This window comes from Pseudomonas sp. EMN2 (assembly GCF_009650555.1).
Taxonomy (GTDB): domain Bacteria; phylum Pseudomonadota; class Gammaproteobacteria; order Pseudomonadales; family Pseudomonadaceae; genus Aquipseudomonas; species Aquipseudomonas sichuanensis.
Genome location: NZ_VZZR01000029.1, coordinates 26,122 through 51,972, shown reverse-complemented (window position 1 = coordinate 51,972; position 25,851 = coordinate 26,122). Strand labels below are relative to the sequence as shown.

The 25,851-nt window shown below is 65.7% G+C and carries 22 protein-coding genes; 10 read left to right on the top strand and 12 right to left on the bottom strand.

Translation table 11 applies throughout. From position 1 onward, the window contains the following. Nucleotides 1-108 precede the first annotated feature (108 nt). The 3 genes from F6X61_RS10345 to F6X61_RS10335 are packed head-to-tail and all read right to left on the bottom strand — an operon-like array spanning nt 109 to nt 5,232. Nucleotides 109-2,517, bottom strand: coding sequence for a hybrid sensor histidine kinase/response regulator (locus tag F6X61_RS10345; protein WP_153786552.1), 2,409 nt, complete (start codon nt 2,515-2,517; stop codon nt 109-111). A gap of 10 nt (nt 2,518-2,527) precedes the next feature. Then, entirely contained in the window at nt 2,528-2,977 is a 450-nt protein-coding gene (locus F6X61_RS10340; protein WP_153786551.1) for a response regulator, read from the bottom strand. A gap of 14 nt (nt 2,978-2,991) precedes the next feature. After that, the gene (locus F6X61_RS10335) at nt 2,992-5,232 is read right to left on the bottom strand and encodes an ATP-binding protein (RefSeq protein ID WP_153786556.1); all 2,241 of its coding nucleotides are present in this window, start codon (nt 5,230-5,232) and stop codon (nt 2,992-2,994) included. Between the two features lie 270 nt (nt 5,233-5,502). Here F6X61_RS10335 and F6X61_RS10330 point away from each other — a divergent pair, with 270 nt between their 5' ends. The 7 genes from F6X61_RS10330 to F6X61_RS10300 all read left to right on the top strand — a co-directional run bounded on the left by F6X61_RS10330 (nt 5,503) and on the right by F6X61_RS10300 (nt 11,835). Next, on the top strand, nt 5,503-6,027 hold the full coding sequence (locus tag F6X61_RS10330) for a spore coat U domain-containing protein (RefSeq protein WP_371923683.1): 525 nt from the start codon (nt 5,503-5,505) through the stop codon (nt 6,025-6,027). Nucleotides 6,028-6,056: 29 nt separating this feature from the next. Continuing rightward, a complete protein-coding gene (locus tag F6X61_RS10325; protein WP_153786555.1) occupies nt 6,057-6,590 on the top strand; it encodes a spore coat U domain-containing protein in 534 nt (177 codons plus the stop codon). 17 nt (nt 6,591-6,607) lie between these two features. Next, the gene (locus F6X61_RS10320) at nt 6,608-7,141 is read left to right on the top strand and encodes a spore coat U domain-containing protein (protein ID WP_153786549.1); all 534 of its coding nucleotides are present in this window, start codon (nt 6,608-6,610) and stop codon (nt 7,139-7,141) included. Nucleotides 7,142-7,144: 3 nt separating this feature from the next. Beyond that, nucleotides 7,145-7,648 (top strand): spore coat U domain-containing protein, encoded by a 504-nt coding sequence (locus tag F6X61_RS10315; RefSeq protein ID WP_153786548.1) that lies wholly within the window; start codon nt 7,145-7,147, stop codon nt 7,646-7,648. 40 nt (nt 7,649-7,688) lie between these two features. Continuing rightward, nucleotides 7,689-8,462, top strand: a complete 774-nt coding sequence (locus F6X61_RS10310; RefSeq protein WP_153786547.1) for a molecular chaperone — start codon at nt 7,689-7,691, stop codon at nt 8,460-8,462. Nucleotides 8,463-8,536: 74 nt separating this feature from the next. Beyond that, nucleotides 8,537-10,864 (top strand): fimbria/pilus outer membrane usher protein, encoded by a 2,328-nt coding sequence (locus F6X61_RS10305; protein WP_371923684.1) that lies wholly within the window; start codon nt 8,537-8,539, stop codon nt 10,862-10,864. After that, nucleotides 10,861-11,835: a spore coat U domain-containing protein gene (locus F6X61_RS10300; protein WP_256671346.1), complete on the top strand. Its 975-nt coding sequence runs from the start codon at nt 10,861-10,863 to the stop codon at nt 11,833-11,835. Before F6X61_RS10305 ends, F6X61_RS10300 begins: the two co-directional genes overlap by 4 nt. 127 nt (nt 11,836-11,962) lie before the next feature. Here F6X61_RS10300 and F6X61_RS10295 read toward each other — a convergent pair whose 3' ends face one another. The 3 genes from F6X61_RS10295 to F6X61_RS10285 form a co-directional block, all read right to left on the bottom strand. Next, nucleotides 11,963-13,111 (bottom strand): M14-type cytosolic carboxypeptidase, encoded by a 1,149-nt coding sequence (locus tag F6X61_RS10295; RefSeq protein WP_153786545.1) that lies wholly within the window; start codon nt 13,109-13,111, stop codon nt 11,963-11,965. 229 nt (nt 13,112-13,340) lie between these two features. After that, nucleotides 13,341-13,856, bottom strand: coding sequence for a DUF4880 domain-containing protein (locus F6X61_RS10290; protein WP_153786544.1), 516 nt, complete (start codon nt 13,854-13,856; stop codon nt 13,341-13,343). A 431-nt stretch (nt 13,857-14,287) separates the two neighbouring features. Beyond that, entirely contained in the window at nt 14,288-14,602 is a 315-nt protein-coding gene (locus F6X61_RS10285; protein WP_153786543.1) for a DUF6124 family protein, read from the bottom strand. A gap of 130 nt (nt 14,603-14,732) precedes the next feature. Here F6X61_RS10285 and F6X61_RS10280 point away from each other — a divergent pair, with 130 nt between their 5' ends. Further along, nucleotides 14,733-15,389 (top strand): LexA family transcriptional regulator, encoded by a 657-nt coding sequence (locus tag F6X61_RS10280; protein ID WP_153786553.1) that lies wholly within the window; start codon nt 14,733-14,735, stop codon nt 15,387-15,389. A gap of 140 nt (nt 15,390-15,529) precedes the next feature. Here the strand turns inward: F6X61_RS10280 and F6X61_RS10275 are convergent, their stop codons facing one another. Genes F6X61_RS10275 through F6X61_RS10260 form a run of 4 tightly spaced genes read right to left on the bottom strand, consistent with a single transcriptional unit; the run spans nt 15,530 to nt 21,088 of the window. Then, nucleotides 15,530-17,482, bottom strand: a complete 1,953-nt coding sequence (locus F6X61_RS10275; RefSeq protein ID WP_153786542.1) for an acetyl/propionyl/methylcrotonyl-CoA carboxylase subunit alpha — start codon at nt 17,480-17,482, stop codon at nt 15,530-15,532. Beyond that, nucleotides 17,479-18,294, bottom strand: coding sequence for a gamma-carboxygeranoyl-CoA hydratase (locus F6X61_RS10270; RefSeq protein WP_153786541.1), 816 nt, complete (start codon nt 18,292-18,294; stop codon nt 17,479-17,481). Before F6X61_RS10270 ends, F6X61_RS10275 begins: the two co-directional genes overlap by 4 nt. Before the next feature lie 3 nt (nt 18,295-18,297). Next, on the bottom strand, nt 18,298-19,905 hold the full coding sequence (locus F6X61_RS10265; protein ID WP_153786540.1) for a carboxyl transferase domain-containing protein: 1,608 nt from the start codon (nt 19,903-19,905) through the stop codon (nt 18,298-18,300). A 19-nt stretch (nt 19,906-19,924) separates the two neighbouring features. Next, nucleotides 19,925-21,088, bottom strand: a complete 1,164-nt coding sequence (locus tag F6X61_RS10260) for an isovaleryl-CoA dehydrogenase (protein ID WP_153786539.1) — start codon at nt 21,086-21,088, stop codon at nt 19,925-19,927. A 310-nt stretch (nt 21,089-21,398) separates the two neighbouring features. Between F6X61_RS10260 and F6X61_RS10255 the strand changes: the two genes are divergently transcribed. Beyond that, entirely contained in the window at nt 21,399-23,102 is a 1,704-nt protein-coding gene (locus F6X61_RS10255) for an AMP-binding protein (RefSeq protein ID WP_153786538.1), read from the top strand. On the opposite strand, the gene F6X61_RS10250 is transcribed toward F6X61_RS10255, so the two are convergent. Both F6X61_RS10250 and F6X61_RS26980 read right to left on the bottom strand, forming a co-directional pair. Then, on the bottom strand, nt 23,044-23,319 hold the full coding sequence (locus F6X61_RS10250; RefSeq protein WP_153786537.1) for a hypothetical protein: 276 nt from the start codon (nt 23,317-23,319) through the stop codon (nt 23,044-23,046). The genes F6X61_RS10255 and F6X61_RS10250 overlap by 59 nt on opposite strands. Before the next feature lie 112 nt (nt 23,320-23,431). Then, complete coding sequence (locus F6X61_RS26980; RefSeq protein WP_178125801.1) at nt 23,432-23,593, bottom strand: hypothetical protein; 162 nt, start codon at nt 23,591-23,593, stop codon at nt 23,432-23,434. 140 nt (nt 23,594-23,733) lie between these two features. Between F6X61_RS26980 and F6X61_RS10245 the strand changes: the two genes are divergently transcribed. Further along, complete coding sequence (locus F6X61_RS10245; RefSeq protein WP_153786536.1) at nt 23,734-25,752, top strand: alpha-1,4-glucan--maltose-1-phosphate maltosyltransferase; 2,019 nt, start codon at nt 23,734-23,736, stop codon at nt 25,750-25,752. Nucleotides 25,753-25,851: the final 99 nt, after the last annotated feature.

Sequence of the window (25,851 nt, the reverse complement as noted above, 5' to 3'; positions counted from 1 at the left end):
GGGCGTCGCCAAGCGGTAAGGCAGCAGGTTTTGATCCTGCCATGCGTTGGTTCGAATCCAGCCGCCCCTGCCATTTTCTCTATCTCTACGCAGTATCACGCTATCGCCTCAGGGCGATTTTTTCGTTTCTGTTCCCCGGTTTTTCAGCAGCTCGGCCAGTGCCAGGGCCAGCACGTGTTCGTGCACCGGTTTCTGGATCAACAGGCTGTTCGGCAGCTCCATGTTGTCCAGCTCGGCGTAGCCGGTGAGGAACACTACCGGCAGTTTCGGAAAACGTTCGCGGGCCGCCAGGGCCAGTTGCGCGCCATTGAACTCTGGCATGGCGAAGTCGGTGAGCAGCAGGTCGGTGCGTTCGTCGATCTGGGCCAGGGCTTGTTCGCCGCTGTGCGCCTCGCGTACCTGGTAGCCCAGGCGGCGCAACAGATCGCCAATCAATTCACGTACCAGATGGTCGTCATCCACCAGCAGGATGTGGCGGTTGCCGCCATCGGCCAGCAGGCTGCAGGCCCTGGACGGGTCCGGCTGCGCGGCGCTGGCCTGTACCCGGACGGCGGGCAGGTACACGCTGACCTGGGTGCCGCGCCCTGGTGTGCTCTGCAGGCTCACGCCGCCACCGGATTGCTTGGCGAAGCCGAATACCTGGGCCAGGCCCAGCCCCGAGCCCTTGCCGACGCCCTTGGTGGTAAAGAACGGCTCGAACACCTTGGCCGCGACCTCTTCGCTCATGCCGCAACCGCTGTCGCGAATGCTCAACATCACGTACTCACCGGGCTCCGGGTCTTGCGGGTTGCGCGGCGGGGCGCTGATACGGGTGTTGCGGGTGGCCAGGGTCAGTTGGCCGCCGCCGGGCATGGCATCGCGAGCGTTGATCGCCAGGTTGAGGATGGTCATCTCGGTCTGGGTCGGGTCGGTGAGCGCTTGCCACAGCTGGGTGTCGAGCTCCAGGCGTACCGAGATGCTGCCACCCAGGGTACGTCGCAGCAACTCCTCCAGCCCGGACAGGGTCCGGTTGAGGTCCAACGCCACAGGCTCCAGGCGCTGCTTGCGCGAGAATGCCAACAGTTGCGCGGTCAACTTGGCGCCGCGCTCGCCGGCCTCGCGAATGTTCTGCAGACGCTTGCCGGCGTTGTCCAGCCGGCCGTTATCCAGCTCGTTCTGCAGGAAACTGGCGCCGGTGAGAATGACCGTCAGCAGGTTGTTGAAATCGTGGGCCACCCCGGCGGTGAGCTGGCCGACCGCTTCCAGCCGTTGCATCTGCTGCAGCGCGGCCTCGACGCGCTCACGTTCGGCAATCTGCTCGCGCAGGCGTTCGTTGGCCTCGGCCAGCTCCAGGGCGGCTTCGCGCTCGCTGCTGATGTCGCGGGCTACTACGTGCAACAGCGTGTCGTCCGCCACCACCACCCAGGACAGCCAGCGCTGTTGGCCGCTGGCGTGCAGGATGCGACCGATGAAGCGTGCACTGCTGTGGCCGAGCGACAAGGTGGCGAGCTGTGCGAGCAAAGCATCCTGATCATCCTCAGGCAGCAACTGCAGCAGCGAGATCTGCCCCAGGCGTTCACGGCTGAAGCCCAGGCAGGCCTCCCAGGCCGGGTTCAGCGCCACGGGGGTGAGGTCCTTGTTCAGTACTGCCAGCAAGTCCTGGGACAACTCCCAGGCGCGGTCGCGCTCGCGGGTGCGGCGCTCGACGCGCTCACCGAGCATTTCATTGAGTTGCTCCAGGGCACGGGTGGCCTGGCGCTGGTTGTGGATGTCCTGCAGCACCCCGGAAAACCGTACGCAGCGGCCTTCGCTGAACTGGGTCTGGCCGCTGGACAGCAGCCAGCGTGGCTCCAGGCCGCCGGGCTGGGCGATGCGGAACTCAACCCGGTAACTGCCATCACTGTCCGGCTGCATGGCTTGATCGACCGCCTCGCGCACCCGCGGCAGGTCATCGGGGTAAACGCCGGCATAGAACAGGTCGAGGTTCATTGTGGTGTCGAGCGGCACGCCGAACAGCATCTTGCAGCGTTCATCCCAACGCATCAGGCCATCCTGCGGCTGATAGTCCCAGGTGCCCATGCCAGCGGCGTCGATGGCGAAGCGCGCGCGTGCCTGCACATCCGCCAGGGCTTGTTCGGCGTGGCGCCGGCGTTGACGCTCCTGCACTTCGCCCAAGGCCCGACGCACGGCCTTGGGCAGCAGTGGCAGGTTCTTCTTCAGCACATAGTCGGTGGCACCCAGGCGGATCATCTCTACTGCGTGTTCTTCGCCGTAGATACCGGAGAGGAAGATGAACGGTACGTCCGGTGCCAGGCGCTGGGCCGTGGCCAAGACGTCGGCGCCGGACGAACTCGGCAGCACGCAGTCGCAGAGGATCAGGTCGAAGCGGCCTTCGCGCAGGGCCTGCTCGGCACCGACATGCTCGAACACCCGCTGTGGCTGCACCTGCAGCCCGCTGCGCTCCAGGCGTAACAGGATCAGTTCGGCATCCATGCTGCTGTCTTCGACCATCAGCAGTTTCAACGGTGTTTGCTGCATCGTGCCGGCCTCAGTGGTTCAGGTGCTTCGCGCCGGGCGCGGGTTCGTCGAGCAGTGCCCAGAACACCTTGAGGCCGGCGATGGCGCTGACGAAGTCCTTGAACTCCACGGGTTTGACCAGATAAGCGCTGACGCCCAGTTCATGGGCGCGCTGCAGATCGGGCTGTTCCTGGGACGAGGTCAGCATGACGATCGCAATGCTGCGCAACTGCGGGTGGGCGCGCACCTGCGCCAGCACCTCCAGGCCATCGACCTTGGGCAGTTTGAGGTCGAGCAGCATCACGGCCGGGTTACCCTCGGCACGCCCGGCGTAAGTGTTGCGCCGCAACAGGTAGTCCAGGGCATCGGCACCGTCGCGCAGGACGATCACTTCGTTGGCCAGCTGGCTGCGCTCCAGTGCCAGCTGGGTCAGCTCCAGGTCCCTGGGATTGTCTTCGACCAGCAGGATGGGCTTGAGCATGATCGTCAGCGGCCTCAGGCAGTCGTCGGTTGGTGAGGGAGGGTGAAGTGGAAGCTGGCGCCCTGGCCGAGCCGGCCGGTGGCCCACACCCGGCCATCGTGGCGCTCGATGATCCGCCGCACGCTGGCCAGGCCGATACCGGTGCCTTCGAACTCCTCCATGCGGTGCAGACGCTGGAACACGCCGAACAGCTTGTCGACATAGGCCATGTCGAAGCCTACCCCGTTGTCGCGCACGTACACCTCGGTTTCGTGGCGGTGGCGCACGGCGCCGATCTCGATATGGGCGGATTCGCGGCCACGGCTGTACTTGATGGCGTTGGCGATCAGGTTGTGCAGGACCATGTTGATGAACGCCGGGTCGGCGATCACCCTGGGCAGTGGCGCCACCGTCCAGCTGATCGTTCGCCCGGCGTAGTCCGGTGCCAACTCCGTGCGGATCACCTCGACCAGCGCATTCAAGTCGACATCGCACAGGCGCAGCGCCGAGCGGCCCATCTGCGAGAAGTTGAGCAGGTTGTCGACCAGGGTGCCGGCAAACTGCGCGGCCTCCTCGATATGGCCGAGGAAGCGCTTGCCACGCTCGGTCAACTGCGCGCCTTCGACCTCGCCCAACAACTCGCTGTAGCCGGCGATGTGCCGCAGCGGTGCGCGCAAATCATGGGACACGCTGTAGGAGAACGCCTCAAGTTCCTGGTTCGAACGCTTCAGCTCGCCCGCCAGCTGCGCCAGTTCCTCGGCCTTGCGCAGGACAATGCCCAGCACCGCGCCGCGCAGTTTGGTCGCGGCTTCGATAATCAGCGGGTCCCAGGCGGCACTGAAATCACGGACTTCCTGCTGCCAGCAGTCGAAACTGTGCCGGGGATTGAGGTTGCCCAACGGGCCTGCCTGTTTTTCCGGGCGCCCGGCCCAGTTCACCGTGTGTGCCTGTTCGGGACGGAACCACAGCAGGTAGTGCGATTGCAGCTGCGAGATGGCCACCGCCAGCACGCCGGCGGCATGCTCGGCCAGCTCTGGTAGCGCTTCGACGTCGCGGCGTGCATTGTCGGTGTGGAACAGCGTCTCGTCGCCACGCTCGCCCAGCCAACGCACCAGGGCATTGACCTGCGCCGCCGGTGGCGTTTTGCCAATCAGGTCGCAGCGCTCGGCGCTGATGATCGCCGCGCCCGAAGCCCCGGCAAACTGCAGCATCACCTCGGGCAGGGCCAGCAAGCCTGCGCTGACGCTGTCGTGGTCGGCCATCGACGTGACCATGCGCACGATGTGCTGGCGCAGGTCGAGTAGCCGGCGCGTGCTGGCGTGCTGTTCGTGGGCTTCGATCTGCAGCGACAGCACATTGGCCAGCAGTTCGCAGGCGGTGCGGGTCTGCACGCCAGCCGCGCGGGGTTGGTCGTGGTGGCAGGAGATCAGCCCCCAGAGCTGGTCATCGACCACGATCGACAGCGACATCGAGGCCTGGGTGCCCATGTTGCGCATGTACTGCAGGTGCACCGGCGAGACGCTGCGCAACGTCGCGAAACTCATGTCCAGGGCCTTGCCGGTGCGCGGGTTGGTGGCAGGCAGCAGCGGGGAGGGCTGGTAGTCGGCGTCCTCGATCACCCGGATGCGGTTGATGCGGTAAAGCTCACGGGCCTGGCGCGGGATGTCCGAGGCCGGGAAGCACTGGCCCAGGTAGCGCGGGTAGCCGGGGTCGGCGTCCTCGGCGAGCACCGTGCCGGTGCCCTGGGCATCGAAACTGTAGGCCTTGACCCGGCCGAAGCCGGTGATGCGCTTGATCTGCCGCACCGCTCGCTGCAGCAGTTCTTCGATGCTGGTGGCCTGGTGCAAGGTGCTGATGAACGCACGTACCAGCGGGTAGTAGTCGCCTTGCTGGGCGTCCGTTTCGCGACAGGTTTCGAATTCGAGGATGAGCACCTGGTCGTGGCGGTGGGCCAGCACCCGCAGCGTGGCCTGGCAGGGCGCTTGCTCGTGCAGGCGCACATCACCGATATGAAAGGGGAAGACTTCGTCAACGGGCAGGCGGCCCAGCTGGCGACGCAGGTCGAAGGTACTGTCGAGTAGTGTGGGCAGGGCCTGGCCAAGCAGCTTGCTGGCTGACCTGCCCAACCATTGCTTGATGTTTTCGCTGGCCTGCAGGATGCGCAGGTCATGCTCGTCCAGTACCAGCAGGAAGCCTTGGGGCTGGATGCTGCCAGGCACCTGAATCGGTTCCTGGGCGCAACGCTCGATGGCTTGGTCGAGCGGGTCAGGGGTGATGCTCAAAGGTATCTCCTGCAGGTTCCGTCCATGCACGAAACATGAAGGTAACAGAAGGCTGGATGTTTTTGTCGGAACAAGGTGTTTTGGCGTGTGGGACGTACTGATGCACGCCCGGGGGCAGGGTGAAATTTCTCAGAGATTGACGCCTGTTTCCCACGCCTTGCCAGCCCTTTTCATTAATGCCAAAGAGGGGGATCCCGCGGCTGTTCGGATCCGATCGCGCTGCTACGCTCAAGCTCAACCCTTCCAGACAAGGATCGACCGCTGATGCAACGCTTGATGGCCGCGCTGTTGGGCCTGTGGTTGAGCGGCAGTGCCGTGGCTGCAGAGTTTCTCGTTGACGTGCAGGTACGCGTGCAGCGCGGCTGCATGCTGGTCGGCCAGCAGCGCGAGGCAGGTGCCCAGGCCCTCGGGGTGATCGACCTGGGCAGCGCAGCCCGGCTGGACGGACCGGACTCGCCCTTGAGTGGCGCATTGTTCAGCCAGCGCCCGCCGCGCCTGGAGTGCAACCCCGATACCCCCTATCAAGTGCGCGTCGATGGCGGCCAGCATGGCGGCACCGGTGCGCTGCGTTACCTGGCCAGTGACGACCGCCAGGCCAAGCCGATCCCGTACCGCCTGTACCGCGACGCCGCCTGGCGCGAGCCGCTCGAGGTGGGGGTGGCGCAGTCGGCGCGGGTGCCGGGCAGCGGTTCGGTGGAACTGCCCCTGTTCGCGCGGATCGACAGCCTGGCCTGGGTGCCGCGCGCAGGCCTGTACGCCGACCTGCTCAAAGTCACGGTCACCTGGTGAGGAGCCACGCCACCATGCACAAGGACGCGCTGCAACGCACTTCGCTACTGCTGCTCACCCTCGGCCCGCTGTTGTTGCCCAGTGGTGCCGCCCATGGCACCAGCACCGGCTTCATCCAGGCCCGCCTGGTGATCAGTGCTGCCTGCCAGATCGACAGCGGCCAGCAGCCGGCGTCGCTGGGCAACCCCGGGCTGATCGACTTCGGCGCCCGCGGGCCGACCTGGGACCAGCCGCTGACCAGCCGGGTGGACGAGGCAGGCGGCGAGGGCAGCCTGCAGATCAGTTGCTCGCCGCAGGTGCGTGCGTTCAGCGTGCGGATCAATGGCGGGCTCAATGGCAGCGACGGCGTGCGCCGGCTGAGCAATGGCCGTGAACTGATCCCCTATCAACTGGCGGTCGACCCCAGCGGCAACGGCCGCTATGTGGTCGGCCAGGCCCGTACCTTCACCATCAGCGGCACGCAACAGGTGCCTGTGCCTATCTACGGCGTGGTGGTCGCGCAACCGCGCGCGCTGCCTGCCGGGCTGTACCGCGACACCCTCAGGGTGACACTGGACTGGTAACACGCAAGGAGACCCTCATGCCCATGCACATGACTCGCTGCATCCTCGTCGGCCTTGGCCTGGCGCTGGCTGCCCAGGCCCAGGCGGCCACCGTCACCGGCACCATCAGCTCGACCCTGACGCTGACCGCCGCCTGCCAGGTCAACGGCGTTGGCGGCACTTCGGGGCTGAACTTCGGCAACCTCAATTTCGGCACCCAGGATTCACTGTTCACCACGGCCAACGGGCAAGTGCTCGGTGGTGGCGGCGGTGCCATGAGCATCCTCTGCTCTGCGGGCACGATACCGGTGATCAAGGTGCGGGCCGGATCCCACGACGGACAGTCAACCGGCGGTACCCGCGCGCTGGCCGATGGCTCCGGCAACTTCGTGCCCTATGACTTCTATACCGACGCGGGGCACACGACCCCGCTGGCGATCGACGGCACCATCACCCTGCCGACCAGCACCGGCGTGGCGCAGACCGTCAACCTGTATGGCCAGGCGCGCGGCAAGGCGGGCCTGCCGGCCGGGGTGTACACCGACACGGTGGCGGTCGAGCTGAGCTTCTGAGTCATGCCGAGCGCATGGCGGCTGGCGGGTGCAGGGCTGGGCCTGTTGTTGGCGCAAGGCGCGTTGGCCGCGACCGGCAGTACCTTCCAGGTGAGCGCGCAGATCGTTGCCGGCTGCCTGGTGGTCGGCGGGGTGACCACCTATGGCGTGCTGGACTTCGGCACCAGTTCGGCATTGTCCACGGCCACCTTGAGCACTTCGCTCGGCGGCACCACGGTGACCTTCCAGTGCACCCCCGGGGTGGCCATGAGCATGAGCCTGGACGGCGGCCAGAACAGCGCCAGCGGCACCCGCAACCTCAAGCGCAGCGGCGGCAGCCAGCTGCTGGCCTACCAGCTGTACCGCGACGCCGCCTTCAGCCAGAGCCTGGCCATCGGCAGCAGCGTCACCCTGAGCTACAGCGACCCGACGGCGATCAAGTTGCCGGTCTACGGTCGCACCACCTTGCCCGGCAGTCTGCCGGCGGGGACCTATACCGATGTGGTGCAAGTGACGGTGAGCTGGTGACGCCAGCGCCGTGAACCAAGGGATGCAGAAGGAGAGGGGCATGGGGGCAAGCGCGAAACTGGCGCAAACGCTATTCGGGATGCTGCTGGTCGGTACCCAGGCCATGGCGGCGACGTCGGTGCTGATCTGGCCGATCGACCCGGTGCTGGAGGCTGAACAGAAGGCCGGCGCGCTGTGGCTGGAAAACCGTGGTTCGGCGCCGGCCAGCCTGCAGGTGCGGGTGTTCGCCTGGCGCCAGGGTGAGTACCAGGAGCAGTTCCAGGCCCAGCGCGAAATCATCGGCAGCCCGCCGGTGGCCAACATCGCGCCGGGGCAGAAGCAACTGATTCGCCTGACCCGCACCGGCAGCTCGCCGGCCGGCCAGGAGCAGGCCTACCGCATCATCATCGACGAAATCCCGTCGCCGCTGCCGGCCGACACCGCCAGTGACGGGCCGAAGGCGGCAATCCGCCTGCAGATGCGCTATTCGGTGCCGTTGTTCGTCTATGGCGAAGGGTTGTGGGGCAAGCCCGACCCGGACGGCAAGCGCAGTGCCGAGGGCGTGGGCAAGCCACAGTTGAGCTGGCGCGCGGTAACGGTGCAGGGCAAGCCCTATGTCGAACTGCGTAATACCGGCCCGGTACACGCCCGGCTCACCGATGTGGTGTTGCAGCAAGGCGGGCAGGACAAACCCCTGGTCGAGGGGCTGCTGGGGTATGTGCTGCCGGGCGCGAGCATGCGCTGGCCGGTGCCGGCCGCACCCGGTGCGGCCAGTGTGCTCAAGGGGCGGGTCAACGGTCAGGAGGTTGCGCAAGCCATCCGGCAAGGGCAGTGACGCGGCATTGAACGAACGACAGGGGCCAGGGAGGACCCACCAATGGTTGGACATCGTGCGTGAATTGGGTGCGGGTGGCAGCGCACCGCGTGTGGCTGGGCCTGGCGGTACTGGTGCCCGGTGCGGGCGTGGCCGACGAATTGCCGCCGCCACCTACCGAGCAGGCCGCCATCACCGATGCCACGCTGTACCTCGACCTGTTGGTGAACCAGGTGGGCAAGGCTGAGCTGGTGCCGGTGCAGCAGCGCGCCGGGCGCCTGTACCTGGACAGCGACGTGTTGCGCGCGGCCGGCATCAAACTGCCCGGCGAGCCCCAGGGCGAGGTGGCGCTGGACGCCATTGCCGGCCTGCACACCGACTACGACAGCCAGAACCAGCGCCTGCTGCTGCAGGTGCCGGCGACCTGGCTGCCCGACCAGCAGGTGGGCGGGCGCAGTCTGTACCCGGCCAGCGATACCCGCACCAGCTTCGGTGCCTTGTTCAACTACGACGCCTACCTTAACGACACCGATGACGGTGGTACTTACCTGGCCGCCTGGAACGAGCTGCGGCTGTTCGACGATTGGGGCACGTTTTCCACCACCGGACAGTGGCGCCAGGCGTTCAACGGTGCGCAAAGCGATACCCGGCAGGGTTTCTTGCGCTACGACACCACCTTCCGCTACACCGACGAGCAGCGCCTGCTGACCTATGAAGCCGGCGACCTGGTCACCGGCGCCTTGCCCTGGAGCACCTCGGTGCGTATCGGTGGCTTGCAGCTGTCCCGCGACTTCGGGGCGCGTCCCGACCTGGTCACCTACCCGCTGCCGGCCTTCGCCGGTGAGGCGGCGGTGCCCACCTCGCTGGACCTGTTCATCAATGGCTACAAGAGCAGTACCACCGAGCTGCAGCCGGGCCCTTACACCCTGACCAATGTGCCGTTCATCAACGGTGCCGGCGAAGCGGTGGTGGTGACCACCGATGCCCTGGGCCGGCAGGTGTCGACCACCTTGCCGTTCTATGTCACCAGCAGCCTGTTGGCCAAAGGCCTGACCGATTACTCGGTGGCTGCCGGCAGCCTGCGCCGCGATTACGCCGTGCGCGATTTTGCCTATGGGCCGGGCGTCGCCTCGGCGAGCCTGCGCCATGGCCTGACCGACTACTTCACCGTCGAGACCCATGCCGAAACTGCCGAGTCGATGGTGCTGGGCGGCCTGGGCGGCAACCTGCAACTGGGCACCTTCGGGGTGCTCAACGCCGCCGTGGCCCAGAGCCGTTTCGACGGCGACACCGGCCAGCAGGTGGCGCTGGGCTACCAGTACAACAGCCGCCGGCTGGGCTTCAACTACCAGCGCATCGAGCGCCATGGCGACTATGCCGACCTGTCGCTGGTGGACAATCCCTACACCCGGCTGAGCCGGCGCAGCGAACAGGCCACCGTGAGCCTCAACCTGGACAGCTACGGCAGCCTGGGCGCCGGCTATTTCGACGTACGGGCCGGCGATGGCACGCGCACCCGGCTGATCAACCTGAGCTGGAGCAAGCCGTTGTGGGGCAACAGCAGCCTGTACCTGTCGGCCAACCGCGATGTCGGCGACAGCCAGTGGGCAGTGCAGGCGCAACTGGTGATCCCCTTCGACCTGCACGGCACCCTGGCCTTCAGCGCCGAACGCAGCAAGGACGGCCAGGACCTGCAACGGGTCAACTACAGCCACGCGGTGCCGGTGGGCGGCGGCGTCGGCTACAACCTCGGCTATGCCACGGGCGGCACCAGCGGTGACTATCGCCAGGCCGACCTGACCTGGCGGCTGCAGTCGGTGCAGCTGCAGGCCGGGCTGTATGGCAACCCCGAGCAGATGACCCGTTGGGCGGACGCCAGCGGCTCGGTGGTGCTGATGGACGCCGGGCTGTTCGCCGCCAACCGCATCGATGACGCGTTCGTGGTGGTCAGCACCAACGGTTATGCCGATGTGCCGGTGCGCTACGAAAACCAACAGATCGGCCGCACCGACCGCAACGGCCACCTGCTGGTGCCTTACAGCAGCGGCTACTACCGCGGCAAATACGAGATCGACCCGATGGAGCTGCCGGCCGATGTGCTGGCGCCGGAGGTGGAGCAGCGCGTGGCGGTACGCCGCGGCAGCGGCTATCTGCTGGAGTTCCCGCTCAAGCGCGTGCTGGCGGCGAGCCTGGTGCTGGTCGACGGCAACCAGCAGGAGCTCAAGCTGGGCAGCCGGGTGTTGCACCGGGAAAGTGGCGCCGAAGCGGTGGTGGGCTGGGATGGCCTGGTGTACCTGGAGAACCTGTCGCCAAACAATCATCTGCAGGTGGACAAGGCCGATGGCGGGCAATGCCAGGTCGCGTTCGAACTGCCCGACGGGGAGGGGCCGATCCCGCTGATCGGCCCACTGGTGTGCCAGTGAGGGCGGCGGCGCGTTGCGGATGGTTGCTGGCCGGCTGGATACTGCCGGGCGCGGCCTGGGCGCTGTGCTCCTCGGTGGCGACGGCGCCGGCGGCGTTCGGCACGATCAATTCGACCCTGGTGCGCACCACGGTGCAGAGCGCCTCGAGCACCAATGCGGGGCTGCAGTGCACGGGCTCGTTGCTGTCGCTGCTGGCCGCCAACGATCACTTCTATGCCACCATCACCTCCAGCACCAGCGGGCTGGTGGGGCCCACGGGTGACGTGATCCCCTACACGCTGTACGCCAACGCCACCACCAGCTACCCGATCAGTCGTGGCGTGCAGTTCGATTTCGCCCGCAACGGCATCATCGACGCCTTGGGGCTACTCAACGGCACCGTGCCCAAGAGCGTGCCGCTGTACCTCAAGACCGTGATTGGCGCCAACGTGGCGGCAGGCCTGTACCAGGAGACGCTGAACATCGCCTGGAGCTGGAACTACTGCGCGGGTGTCGGCGCCTTGGGCGTCTGTGTGCTGGGGCGGGATATCGGCAGCGGCAACCAGACCCTCACCGTCAGCCTCACGGTCAGCAACGACTGCCAGATCACCAGCCCCAACATCAACTTCGCCAGCGCGCCGGTGGTGGCCGGGTTCGGCACGGTGAACCAGAACATCAGCCTGTCGTGCACCAAGGGCAGCGCCTACACGGTGGGGCTGGATGACGGGCAGAACGTGGCGGGCGGGCGACGGCGGATGAAATCCAGCGCCGGCAACTACCTGGCCTACGACATCTTCAAGAGTGGGGGCAGCGTGCGCTGGGGGGTACTGTCGTCGGCGCGGCGCTCAAGCAGCGATGCCGATGTGAACCCCGGCAATGGCACCGGCACGGGGAGCCAGACGTTCAACTACAACGCCAAGGTGTACACCGACCAGGCCACGCCGCCAGCGGGAAGCTATCTCGACAATGTGATCCTGGATGTGCAGTTCTGAGCCGGGTGTGATCGTGGTTGTGGGAGCGGGCTTGCCCCGCGATTGGCGTCAGATCAGGCAACGATGCCAGGCATTCCGACGCCAATCGCGGGGCAAGTCGCAGCGGCGCACCGCCGCTCCCACGGTATCAGCGCAGGTCGTCGACCATCTTCAGCAGCGTCTCCAGCACCGCCCCCGCCAGCGCCTTCGAGCGCTCGCCGGACCAGCCGGTACGCGGATTCGGCGCATCGTCATGGTCCTTGAACGGCATCTCCAGGGTCAGCGACAGGCAGTCATGGGCTTGGCCCACGGCGTTGCAAGCCAGGGTCATGTTGGCCTGGCCGGGTTCGTCGCGGGTGTAGCCATACGTGGTCTGGAAGTCCTTGGTCAGGCTGCACAGCGTGCTGCGGAATTGCTCTTCCAGTTTGGCGATGCGCGGCGTGTAACCCGGGTTGCCCTCGCAGGCAGCGGTGAACACGTGGGGGATTTCCTCGTCGCCATGGGCATCGACGAAGGCGTCCACGCCATGCAGTTTCATCTGGCTCTGGGCGAAGAACACCTCGGGGCTCAGCTCGACACTGGCGTCCTGCCAGGCGCGATTGAGGTCTTTGCCCTTGAAGTTGGTGCGCAGGTGGCCGAGGAAGGCGCCGTCCGGGTTCATGTTGGGGATCAGGTACAGGTCGGCCTTGGCCAGCAGTTGCTGGATGACTTTATCGTTGGCCTGCAGGCGATCGATCACGCCCTCGATGAACCATTCGGCCATGTGCTCGCCCGGGTGCTGCTGAGCGATGATCCACAGCTTGCGCTTGCCGGCGGCGCCGTCGCCTGCACGCAGCAGCGGGATGTCACGGCCCTGCACGCTGCGCCCGTTGGCCAGCAGCGTTACGCCGGGGATCTGCCGGGCACGTTCGATCAGCTGGTTGTGGCGGGCGCGGGGGTAGGGTTCGAAGTAGGCGAACCACACCTGACCTTGCTCAGCTTTCAATTCGAAGCTCAGCGCCTTGCCGTCGAACTGGCTGGGCACGCGGAACCATGTCTGCTGGTCGTAGGAGGCCACGGCGTGGTAACCGGTCCAGGCATTCTTGTAGGAAGACTCGGCAGCGTTATCCAGGCTGAAGCGATGGACCTGGCCAGGGGTGAGGCCACTGACCTTGAAGTGGAACCACTGGAAGTGGCCACTGTTGGTGTCCGGGCGGATGTTCAGGTGAACCTGCGCGGGGTTGCTGGCGTCCAGCACCAGGATGTTGCCGGAATCGAAGTCGCAGTCGATGTGCAGCGGGGACAGCGTCACGGTCATTGCCAGTCTCCTGTCTTGGCGTTGTTGTGACGGTACTGTACACCGCATGGTGGCGGCGTTGTGCAGCGAATGCTCTCAAGGGCTGACGCGATCCCTTTGTAGGAGCGGCCTTGCGTCGCGAAAGGGGCGCGTAGCGGCCCCAGCAATCTACGCGGTGACGCTGAGATCCTGGGGCCGCGTTGCGGCCCTATCGCGACACAAGGCCGCTCCTACAAGGATCGCGAAGGCTTCAGGCCCACAAACCCAATGCCACCAGTGCGGCTACACCCAGCCCGAGCGCAATCGAACAGCCGCCCAACGACAATGCGGCGCGCCCTTGCCGATACCAGCCGTCGTCACCCAGCTGGCGTGCCGGCGCGAGCAGGCTGCGCCAGCGCAATTCGGTTTGCTGGAAAGCGCGCAGATGTTCGGGGGCCGCATCCAGCCAGCGGCGGAAGTCGATGCGTTCGCTGGCGGTCACTTCAGGGCTTTGCAGACGCACATACCATTGCCCGGCAATGCTGGCCACGGCGTCGCCTTGCGCGCGGGTGGTCTGCAGGGCCTGGTTCATGTGGCGTTCGATGCTGATCAAGGGCAGGTCGAGGCGTTCGGCGATGGCGGCGAAGCCCAGCTGGTCGAGGCGGTTGAGCAGAAAGACTTGCTGCACCCGGCGCGGCAGGCGTTTGAGCGCATGCATCAGGTTATCCTGAGCATGCTGCTCGGCGATTTGGGGTTCATGCTCAAGGGGCAGTAGCAAGCGGGTCATGAACAGCTCCTTGCTCATTGGGGGAGGAGTGGGGGCATCTTCCTTGACGCGAGATCAGCTTAAGCTTAACGAGATTGATTCTCAAGTGCTGATTCGGCAAAGATTTGTAATGAGCGTTCACGTCCTGACACAGTTTTGCTATCATCGCCGGCATCAACGATCTTCATTAGCCTGAAGAGCCAAAAAAAATGACCCGGCAAAAAGCCGGGTCAAAAACCGTGATTAGCCTGATGAGGAGATAATCTGAGCGTCCGACCTGAGGACGTTGCAGGTTATCCAGCCGGTCTCGCGACCTGCTAAGCGCAATAATAATGGTTATCATTTGCCAGTCAAATGATTTTTCCTGTTATCGGTAAAAAAATCTTCCTGACGCGCTCCTCGTCCCCGGCAGACGGGGTTTTTGCCGTTCGTCGGCTATCACGTTCTCCCTTCTATACCGTCCCTTGTTCCGTGGTTTGGCGCTGCTCCAGCAGGGCCCGCGCCATGTTGACCATGTGCATCAGGGCAAATATCACATCCCGTGTCGTGCCCTGCAGATGGGCGCCTGTTTCCTGAGCGGTGGATGCTGCGCAGCGCAGCAGGGCCAGGGCGTGTTCGTTCGCCTGAGCCCCAGTGACGCCTTCGCGCAGCGTCCACAGTGGGCGCTGCAGTTCTGACGGGTTGGGGGTGGGGTTGAGGTAGAAGTCGAGGGCGCGGCGGGCGGCCTCTTCGTCGAGATCTGTTTCTTCTTTTTTCGAATTGCTCATGACTGCACCTATGAAATCCGTTCCAGGACAATGAGCGAATGATGTTAGGTCATTCTGTATTATTGGCATCTGCTAAGATAATTCAGGATGTGTATTGAAGCCATTCATCCAGTCCGTATCGTTCACAGCCATGGAAAACTGGATCGAATTTCTCTCGCGCTACAAGCACGAGCACAACCTCAAGCAATACCAACTGGCCGAACGCTTAGGGATGACCCAAGGCGGTCTCGGCCATTGGTTGCGTGGCACGCGCCGGCCCACCCTGGAGACCGTCAACGAAAAGCTGGAGCAGCTTGGGCTGGTGTATCTGGAGGCGCGGGTGATGGTGGTCGAGCGCGACATCATGGCGCGCGAGGACCGGGGTGTTTACGCGGTGGACCGGCCGCTTTCGGTCAATGCCATGCGCCATGCCAGTTTCCGCTTCCCGGTGTTGAGCTGGGCCGACTTGCAGGGCGCGCTGCCCGAGTCCAGTGAAACCCAGGAACTGACTGGCTATATGCCTGCCGGCAATGCGTTCTGGTTACCGGTGGAGAATGACTCGATGAACGCCGCCAGTGGCAGAAGCCTGCCGCAGGGCGTGCTGGTGTTGGTGGATGCCGGGATCGAGGTTGCGCCAGGCCGGCTGGTGGTGGCCCGGCAACCGGGCAAGCCAGCGGTGCTGAGGGAGTTGATCGAGGAGGGTGGGCAGCGGATGCTCAGGCCGCTCAATACCTTGTATCCCACCGTGCTGTGCGAGGAGGGGTGCGAGTTTCTGGGGGTTGTGGTGCGGATGCACGGGGTGCTGTAGAGGCTTGGGCGGGCCTCATCGCGGGGCAAGTCGCGTCGGCGCACCGCCGCTCCCACGCTGCACCAGTTCTTGCGGGCACTTCAGAGCGTGGGAGCGGCGGTGCGCCGATGCGACTTGCCCCGCGATAAGGTCCTGGCGACCTATTCCTCTAGTTCGACCAGCACTGTCCCCTCGCTGACCATATCCCCCTCCTGACAGAACAGCGCCTTCACCGTCCCGCCATGTGGTGCCCGAATGCTGTGCTCCATCTTCATCGCCTCCAGCACCACCAACGCGGTGCCTGCCTCCACCACCTGCCCCGGCTCCACCAGCACCCGCACGATACTGCCGTTCATCGGCGCACCGAGCCCGCCCTGATGGCTGTGGCTGGCCTCAGCGGCAGCAATCGGGTCATGCACGCTGACGGCATGCAACTCACCCTGCCACTGCAGGTACAGGGTACCGCCCCGGCGCACGGCCAGATGGCGACGACGGATGCCGCCCTGGTCGTGGCACAGCTGTTCCCCAACAAGCTGGTAGTTAGACGGCGCAGTGCGCTCCAGGGCGACCGCCTGCTCATGCCCCTCACACTGCAAATGCAGGCTGCTACGCGCTGGCAGCCCCAGGCGCAGCCCCTCGCGGGCAGCCCACGGCGAGGCCGGGTCGTCCTGGCGTTGCAGGGCCGGCGCGCTTTGCAGCCAGGCTTCGGCGGCAGCTTCCCAGAACGGCGCGGGCAAGGCTTCAACCGCCGGCAGCAGAACTTCCTGATGACGTGGAATGAACCCCGTATCCAGCTCTGCCGCAGCAAACGCCGGGTGCGCAAGGATACGGCGCAGGAAGGCGATGTTGGTCTTCAAGCCACCGATGGCGAACTCATCGAGCATCGCCAGCAGCCGCAGGCGCGCCTGCTCGCGGTCCTGGCCCCAGGCAATCAGCTTGCCCAGCATCGGGTCGTAGAACGGCGACACCACATCGCCCTCGCTGACCCCGCTGTCTACCCGCCGCCCTTCACCCGGCGCCGACTCGCGGTACAGCGCCAGGGTGCCGGTGGCCGGCAGGAATTCGTTGGCCGGATCCTCGGCATACAGCCGCACTTCGATCGCATGGCCGATCAGCGGTACCTGCTCCTGGGTGATCGGCAGCGCTTCGCCACAGGCGACGCGAATCTGCCAGGCCACCAGATCCAGGCCGGTGATGGCCTCGGTGACCGGGTGCTCCACCTGCAGGCGGGTGTTCATCTCCATGAAGAAGAACTCGCCACGGGCGTCGAGCAGGAACTCCACGGTACCAGCACCCACGTAGCCGATGGCCTGGGCCGCGCGCACCGCCGCCTGGCCCATGGCCTGGCGCAGTTGCGGGGACAGGCCCGGGGCTGGCGCTTCCTCCACGACTTTCTGGTGGCGGCGCTGGATCGAGCAGTCGCGCTCGTTCAGGTACAGGCAATTGCCGTGCTGGTCGGCGAACACCTGGATTTCCACATGGCGTGGCTTGAGCACATATTTTTCCACCAGCATGCGCGCATCGCCGAACGACGACTGTGCTTCACGCTGGGCCGAGGCCAGGGCGTCGGCCAGCTGGCTTTCTTCCTCGACCACCTTCATGCCCTTGCCGCCACCGCCGGCGCTGGCCTTGAGCAGCACCGGGTAGCCGATGCGTTCGGCGGCGGCGCGGAAGGTGTCGATATCCTGCGCTTCACCGTGGTAACCCGGTACCAGCGGCACGCCGGCAGCCTCCATCAGCGCCTTGGCCGCCGACTTGCTGCCCATGGCGTCGATGGCGCTGGCCGGTGGGCCGAGGAAGATCAGCCCGGCCTGTTCGATGGCGCGGGCGAAGCCGGCGTTCTCCGACAAGAAACCGTAGCCCGGGTGGATGGCCTGGGCGCCGCTGGCCTTGGCCGCGGCGATCAGCTTGTCGATCACCAGGTAGCTGTCGGCGGCCTTGCTGCCGCCCAGGTCGACGCGGATATCGGCTTCGCGGCTGTGGCGGGCGTCGCGGTCGGTGGCGCTGTGCACGGCCACGGTGGTCAGGCCCAGGGCCTTGGCGGTGCGCATCACCCGGCAGGCGATCTCGCCGCGGTTGGCGACCAGCAGGGTGGTCAACGTGGGACGGCTCATGGGCGCGGTTCCTTCTTCTGTTCGGTTTGCCAGGCGGGGCGGCGTTTTTCCAGGAAGGCGCGCAGGCCCTCCTGGCCTTCGGCGCTGACGCGGATGCGGGCGATGGTGTTTTCGCAATAGCGACGCAGGGCCGGGCTCAGCTCGCCGTCGTCCACTTCGCGCAGCAGGTCCTTGGTGGCGCGCAGGGCCTGGGGGCTGTTGTGCAGCAGGTTGTCCACCCAGGCTTCGACCTGGGCGTCCAGCTCGCCGGCCGGGTACACCTCGGCCAGCAGGCCCAGTTCACGGGCACGTACCCCGCTGAAGCGTTCGGCGGTGAGGGCGTAGCGGCGTGCGGCGCGCTCGCCGATGGCCTTGACCACGAACGGGCTGATCACCGCCGGGGCCAGGCCGATGCGCACTTCCGACAGGCACAGCTGCGCGTCTTCGGCGCCGATGGCCATGTCGCAGCAACTGATCAAGCCCAGCGCGCCACCAAAGGCCGCGCCTTGCACCACGGCCAGGGTCGGGGCCTTGAGGCGGTGCAGGGCATACATCAGCTCGCCCAGTTCGTGGGCGTCGTCGAGATTGGTATTGAAGTCCAGTTGCGCCGACTGCTGCATCCAGGCCAGGTCGGCGCCGGCGCTGAAATGCCGGCCACGGCCACGCAGCAGCAAAAAGCGCAGGCTGCTGTCTTCGGCCAGCCTGTCCAGCGCGACGATCAGCTCGCGGATCATCTGCGCGTTGAAGGCGTTGTTCTTGTCTTCCCGGCTCAGCCACAGGGTGGTGAAGCCGCGGGGGTCGTGTTCCAGCTCGATAGTGGCGAAATCGGTCATGGGTCACATCCGGAAAATGCCGAAGCGGCTCTGTTCGATCGGGGCGTTCAGCGCGGCGGACAGCGCCAGGCCGAGCACGTCGCGGGTCTGCGCCGGGTCGATGACGCCGTCGTCCCACAGCCGGGCGCTGGAGTAGTAGGGGTGCCCCTGGTGCTCGTACTGGTCGAGGATCGGCTGCTTGAGCTTCTTCTCGTCCTCCAGGCTGAACACTTCGCCGCTGCGCTCGCTCTGCTCGCGCTTGACCTGGGCCAGCACGCCGGCCGCCTGTTCGGCACCCATCACGCCGATGCGCGCATTGGGCCACATCCACAAAAAGCGCGGGTCGTAGGCGCGACCGCACATGCCATAGTTGCCGGCACCGAAGCTGCCGCCGATGATCACCGTGAACTTCGGCACCTGGGCGCAGGCTACCGCGGTCACCAGTTTGGCGCCGTGCTTGGCGATACCGCCTTCTTCGTACTTCTTGCCGACCATGAAACCGGTGATGTTCTGCAGGAACAGCAACGGGATGCCGCGCTGGCAGGCCAGCTCGATGAAGTGCGCGCCTTTTTGCGCAGCTTCGGCGAACAGGATGCCGTTGTTGGCCAGGATCGCCACCGGGTAGCCGTGCAGGTGGGCGAAGCCACATACCAAAGTAGTGCCGAACAGCGCCTTGAACTCATCGAACACCGAGCCGTCGACCAGGCGCGCAATCACCTCGCGCACATCGAATGGCTGCTTGGCATCGGCCGGCACCACGCCATACAACTCTTCGGCGCCATACAGCGGTGCAATCGGTGCCTGGCATTGCAGTTTGCCGAGCTTGTGCCAGTTGAGGTTGGCCACGCTGCGTCGGGCGATGGCCAGGGCGTGTTCATCGTTGTCGGCATAGTGGTCGGCCACGCCGCTGGTGCGGCAGTGCACGTCGGCGCCGCCGAGGTCCTCGGCGCTGACCACTTCACCGGTCGCCGCTTTTACCAAGGGCGGGCCGGCCAGGAAGATGGTCGCCTGCTGGCGCACCATGATCGCCTCGTCGGCCATGGCCGGCACATAGGCGCCACCGGCGGTGCACGAGCCCATCACCACGGCGATCTGCGGGATGCCCAGCGCACTCATGTTGGCCTGGTTGAAGAAGATCCGCCCGAAGTGCTCGCGGTCCGGGAACACCTCGTCCTGGCGTGGCAGGTTGGCGCCGCCGGAGTCCACCAGGTAGATGCACGGCAGGCGGTTCTGCAGGGCGATGGTCTGGGCGCGCAGGTGCTTCTTCACCGTCAGCGGGTAATAGGAGCCGCCTTTGACCGTGGCATCGTTGGCCACGATCATGCACTCCACGCCCTCGACCCGGCCGATACCGGCGATCACGCCAGCGGCGGGTACGTCTTCGCCGTACACCTCATGGGCGGCCAGCTGGCCGATCTCGAGGAACGCCGAACCCGGGTCGAGCAGGCGGTCGATGCGCTCGCGCGGCAGCAGCTTGCCCCGTGAGGTGTGCCGCTGCTGGGCCTTGGGCCCGCCGCCCTGCGCGATGTGGGTGATCAGGCCGCGCAGTTTCGTGACCTGCTCGAGCATGGCCGCGCTGTTGCCGGCGAACTCCGCCGAGCGCGGGTTGATCTGGGTGTGCAAGGTAGCCATGTGCGCCCGTTCCTTATGCTCAGCGGGTTTCGTTGAACAGTTCGCGACCGATCAGCATCCGGCGGATTTCGCTGGTGCCGGCGCCGATCTCGTACAGCTTGGCATCGCGCAGCAGGCGCCCGGCCGGGAACTCATTGATGTAGCCGTTGCCACCGAGGATCTGGATCGCCTCCAGGGCCATCTGCGTGGCGCGCTCGGCGGTGTACAGGATCACCCCGGCGGCGTCCTTGCGGGTGGTCTCGGCGCGGTCGCAGGCCTGGGCCACGGCGTACAGGTAGGCGCGGCTGGCGTTGAGCTGGGTGTACATGTCGGCGATCTTGCCCTGGATCAGCTGGAATTCGCCGATGCTCTGGCCGAACTGCTTGCGGTCGTGAATGTAGGGGACGACCAGGTCCATGCAGCTCTGCATGATGCCGGTCGGGCCGCCAGAGAGCACCACGCGCTCGTAGTCCAGGCCGCTCATCAGTACCCGCACGCCGCCGTTGAGCTGGCCGAGGATGTTCTCTTCTGGCACTTCGACGTCATCGAAGAACAGCTCGCAGGTGTTGGAGCCGCGCATGCCCAGCTTGTCGAACTTGTTGCTGCGGCTGAAGCCCTTCCAGTCGCGCTCGACGATGAACGCGGTGATGCCGTGGGGGCCCTTGTCCAGGTCGGTCTTGGCGTAGATCACATAGGTGTTGGCGTCGGGGCCGTTGGTGATCCAGGTCTTGCTGCCGTTGAGCACGTAGCGGTCGCCGCGTTTTTCGGCGCGCAGCTTCATCGACACCACGTCGGAGCCGGCGTTGGGTTCGCTCATGGCCAGGGCGCCGATGTGCTCGCCGCTGATCAGCTTGGGCAGGTACTTGAGTTTCTGCTCGTGGGTGCCGTTGCGGTTGATCTGGTTGACGCACAGGTTGGAGTGGGCGCCATAGGACAGGGCCACCGAGGCCGACCCGCGGCTGATCTCTTCCATCGCCACCACGTGGGCCAGGTAGCCCAGGCCGGCGCCGCCGTACTCCTCCGAAACGGTGATGCCCAGCAGGCCCATATCGCCAAATTTGCGCCACATGTCGGCGGGGAACAGGTTGTCGTGGTCGATCTGCGCGGCGCGCGGGGCCAGCTCGGCGGCGACGAAGGTGCGCACCTGGTCGCGGAGCATGTCGATGGTTTCGCCCAGGGCGAAGTTCAGGGTCGGGTAATGCATGTGGGCACCTTCTTGTTCTTGATATTCGGGTACCACGGCGACCTTGTGGAAACGGGGTTGTGGGAGCGGGCTTGCCCCGCGATGCCCGTCAGAACGGCCAGCTGTGTTGCCTGGTCCGGCCTCATCGCGGGGCAAGCCCGCTCCCACAACCTCGTTCCTCTTCGCCGCCGTGATGCGTGGTTGACGTTAACGTAAACCTGCCTCCCGGCACTGTCAATCGATTCATCACCTTTACGTAAACGTAAATCTGCGCCAGAGTAATTGCCGCTTGCTTCAGTCGTGCCCAGAACAACCACAAGAAGGGACACCCATGAGTCAACCAAGCTATACCCGCGGCCGCCAGGACCATCCGTTACTGACCCTGACCATCGGCCAGGCCTTCGACGCCACTGTGGCCCGGTATGCCGAACGCGAGGCATTGGTAGTAAAGCATCAAGGCCTGCGCTACAGCTGGCGCGAACTGGCCGCACAGGTCGAGCTGCACGCCCGGGCGCTCATGGCGCTGGGCGTGGCCGGCGGTGAGCGGGTCGGCATCTGGTCGCCCAACTGCGCCCAGTGGTGCATCCTGCAGCTGGCCACGGCCAAGGTCGGCGCGATCCTGGTCAACATCAACCCGGCCTATCGGGTGGGGGAGCTTGAGTATGTGCTGCGCCAGTCCGGCTGCCGCTGGCTGGTGTGCGCCGATGCGTTCAAGACCTCCGACTACCACGCCATGGTGCAAGAGCTGGTGCCGGAGCTGGCGAGCCACGCGATTGGCCAATTGAACAGCGATCGCCTGCCCGAGCTGCGCGGGGTGATCAGCCTGGCCGCCGAGCCGCCCGCAGGCTTCCTGCCCTGGGCCGCGCTGGCCGGGCGGGCAGGGGAGACCGATCCTGCCACCTTCGAGCAGCGCCAGAACAGCCTGCAGTTCGACCAGCCGGTGAACATCCAGTACACCTCCGGCACCACCGGCGCGCCCAAAGGCGCGACCCTGAGCCACTACAATATCCTCAACAACGGCTACATGGTCGGCGCAAGCCTTGGCCTCACCGAACACGACCGCATGGTCATCCCGGTGCCGCTGTACCACTGCTTCGGCATGGTCATGGCCAACCTCGGTTGCATCACCCACGGCAGCACCATGGTCTACCCCAACGACGCCTTCGACGCCGAGCTTACCCTGCGCGCCGTGGCCGAAGAGCGTGCCAGCATCCTCTATGGTGTGCCGACCATGTTCATCGCCATGCTCGACCACCCGTCGCGCCCGCAGCTGGACCTCTCGACCCTGCGCAGCGGCATCATGGCCGGCACCACCTGCCCGATCGAGGTGATGCGCAAGGTCATCGAGCAGATGCACATGGCCGAGGTGCAGATCGCCTACGGCATGACCGAGACCAGCCCGGTGTCGCTGCAGACCGGCCCGGATGATGAACTGGAACTGCGCGTGACCACGGTCGGTCGCACCCAGCCGCAGCTGGAAACCAAGCTGGTGGACGCCGACGGCTGCATCGTCCCGCGGGGCCAGATCGGCGAACTGTGCACTCGAGGCTACAGCGTGATGCTCGGCTACTGGGACAACCTGCAGGCCACCCATGACGCCATCGACCCGGCCCGCTGGATGCGCACCGGTGATCTGGCCGTGATGGACGATCAGGGTTACGTGCGCATCGTCGGGCGCAACAAGGACATGATCATTCGCGGCGGCGAGAACATCTATCCGCGTGAGCTGGAGGAGTTCTTCCACACCCACCCAGCGGTGGCCGAGGCCCAGGTGGTGGGGATTCCGTGCAGCAAGTACGGCGAGGAGGTGGTGGCGTGGATTCGCCTGCACCCTGGGCACAGCGCCACGGCCGATGAATTGCAGCAGTGGTGCAAGGCGCGCCTGGCGCATTTCAAGGCGCCTCGGCATTTCCGCTTTGTCGACGAGTTCCCGATGACGGTGACCGGGAAGGTGCAGAAGTTCAGGATGCGCGAGATCAGCGTCGCGGACCTGGGCGCCCAGGCTGGGCATCGATCGCCTGGCGCACCAGCTTGAGCAATTGATCGAAGGTGACGTCGACGGAAATCTCCGCTTCGATCAGGATGTGCAGCTCTTCCTCGACCCGCGCCTGCAGCTCGACCATGTCGAAGCTGTCGGCGCCCAGTTCGCCCATGCCATGGCCAGCCCTGAGCGCCTTGTGCCTGCCATTGAGTTCAAGGAAGTCGTCGATGATCCACAACAGGGTCGAGGTGACACGGTCTTCGGTGGGCATGAGGGCGGCTGGCGTCAGGGGGTGAGTGCTCTGTTTAACCAGCTTCGCCCGCCTGCGCTACTGGCAAAAATATCAGGTACCCCGCCAGCCTCGCCCGCAGCCTTGTCTATCCTCAAGCTTTCACCGGCGGCTCCTCGCTCGGCGGGTCGCCCACGGTCGGCGGCACGCTCGGCTTGATCGGCAGCTCGTCCGGCTCTTGCTCGGGCACCGGCGGCGGCAATGTCGGGTCGTCGATGTTCGGGTCGGGTGTCTCCGGTGGAATGGGAATACTCATGGGCCTGACCTCGCGTGGTGAATGAAGCGGTGTTGCAGGCTTGGACTCACGCCTCGCGCCATTCGCTCAGTTTTTTTGAACCCCCGCGCCCGATCACGGCTCAGAACCCTTACCGCCACAAGCCCAATGGAGTGAGTGCGATGTCAGGTAACGAGCCCTTCGAAAGCGTGCCCATGGCCAACGACCACCCGGAGCAGGCCATCAGCCTGGCCCAGGCCTTGTTGGCGCCGCGCATCGTCATCGAGGATGCAAGCCCGGTGCTCGACGGCGGCACCTTTGCCGCCAAGGCGGTGCGCGGGCACAAGGTCGAGGTCAGTGCCAAGGTGTACGCCGACGGCCACGACCGCCTGGCAGTGACCCTGTTCTGGCGCCAGGCCCACAATGCCCGCTGGCACGCCGTGCCCATGCACTCGCCGGGCAACGACCTGTGGCTGGCCGCGTTCACCCCGACCGAACTGGGCCTGCACCTGTATAGCATCGAGGCCTGGATCGACCCGTTCGCCACCTATTCCCACGACCTGGAAAAGAAATACGCCGCAGGCCAGGACGTGCAGCTCGAGCTGGAGGAGGGCAGGCTGCTGCTGGGCAAGGGCATCGAGCGCAGCGACGGTCTGGTGCGCGAGCAGCTGCAACACCTGCAGCAGCGCCTGCCGGGCCTGCCGTTGGACGAGCAGGTGGCGCAGCTGCTGCACCCCGATGTCACCCGGTTGATGAGCGAGGCCGAGCACCGCAGCTACCTTGCCCGCAGCGCCGAGTTCCCCGTGGACGTGGACCGCGAAGCCGCGTTGTTCGCCAGCTGGTACGAGCTGTTCCCACGCTCGATAACCGACAGCCCCGAGCGCCACGGCACTTTCAACGACGTGCACCAACGCCTGCCGATGATCCGCGACATGGGCTTCGACGTGCTCTACTTCCCGCCCATTCACCCCATCGGCATGCAACACCGCAAGGGCCGCAACAACGCGTTGCAGGCCGAGCCCGGCGACCCCGGCAGCCCTTACGCCATCGGCAGTGCCGAGGGCGGCCACGACGCCATCCACCCTCAGCTGGGCAGCCGCGAAGACTTCCGCCGGCTGGTGGCGGCTGCCGCCGAACACGGCCTCGAGATCGCCCTGGACTTCGCCATCCAGTGCTCCCAGGACCACCCCTGGCTGAAGGAGCACCCCGGCTGGTTCAGCTGGCGCCCCGACGGCACCATCCGCTATGCCGAGAACCCGCCGAAAAAGTACCAGGACATCGTCAACGTCGATTTCTACGCCCCCGAGGCGGTGCCCGGCCTGTGGCTGGCGCTGCGCGACGTGGTGGTCGGCTGGGTCGAGGAGGGGGTCAAGACCTTCCGCGTCGACAACCCGCACACCAAGCCGCTGCCGTTCTGGCAATGGCTGATCGCCAATGTGCGCAGCCAGCATCCCGAGGTGATCTTCCTCGCCGAAGCCTTCACCCGCCCGGCGATGATGGCGCGGCTGGGCAAGGTGGGGTACGCCCAGAGCTACACCTACTTCACCTGGCGCAACAGCAAGCAGGAGCTGCGCGAGTACTTCGAAGAACTCAACCAGCCGCCGTGGAGCCTGTGTTATCGGCCCAACTTCTTCGTCAACACGCCGGACATCAACCCGTTCTTCCTGCACACCTCTGGCCGGGCAGGCTTTCTGATCCGAGCCGCGCTGGCGACCATGGGCTCAGGGCTATGGGGCATGTATTCGGGCTTCGAGCTGTGCGAAGGCACGCCGCTGCCCGGCAAGGAGGAATACCTGGACTCGGAGAAATATGAGATCCGCCCGCGCGACTTCAACCAGCCCGGCAACATCGTCGCCGAAATCGCCCAGCTCAACCGCATCCGCCGGCAGAACCGCGCCCTGCAGAGCCACCTGGGCGTGATCTTCCTCAACTGCTGGAACGACCAGATCCTGTACTTCGCCAAACGCACCGCCGAGCGCGACAACTACATCCTCGTCGCCATCAGCCTCGACCCGCACAACGCCCAGGAGGCCAACTTCGAGCTGCCATTGTGGGAACTGGGCCTGGACGACAACGCCGACACCCAGGGCGAAGACCTGATGAACGGCCAGCGCTGGACCTGGCACGGCAAGACCCAGTGGATGCGCATCGAGCCCTGGCACCAGCCGTTTGGGATCTGGCGGATAGAGAAAATGCGCTAGGCCAATCGCGGGGCAAGCCCGCTCCCACGATCTACCACGTGGGAGCGGGCTTGCCCCGCGATCAACCTCGTGCACAAAACCGAACAGAAAGGAGTCGCA